Genomic DNA, 204 nt, shown 5'->3' with positions numbered 1-204 from the left:
TGAGCTAATCAACTCTTTATTGGAGAGTTTGATCCTGGCTCAGGACGAACGCTGGCGGCGTGCCTAATACATGCAAGTCGAGCGGACTTTAAAAGCTTGCTTTTAAAGTTAGCGGCGGACGGGTGAGTAACACGTGGGCAACCTGCCTGTAAGACTGGGATAACTTCGGGAAACCGGAGCTAATACCGGATAATCCTTTTCTAC

1 rRNA gene is annotated in these 204 nt (G+C 49.0%); it reads left to right on the top strand.

Annotated features, from left to right (window positions below):
• Positions 1–16: 16 nt before the first annotated feature.
• Positions 17–204 (top strand): 16S ribosomal RNA (locus tag ADJ83_RS27015); the annotation flags it as partial.

Source organism: Bacillus sp. 522_BSPC (assembly GCF_001076885.1).
Taxonomy (GTDB): Bacteria; Bacillota; Bacilli; order Bacillales; family Cytobacillaceae; genus Niallia; species Niallia hominis.
The sequence above is the reverse complement of the archived record's forward strand: the minus strand, read 5'-3'. Positions and strand labels throughout refer to the sequence as shown.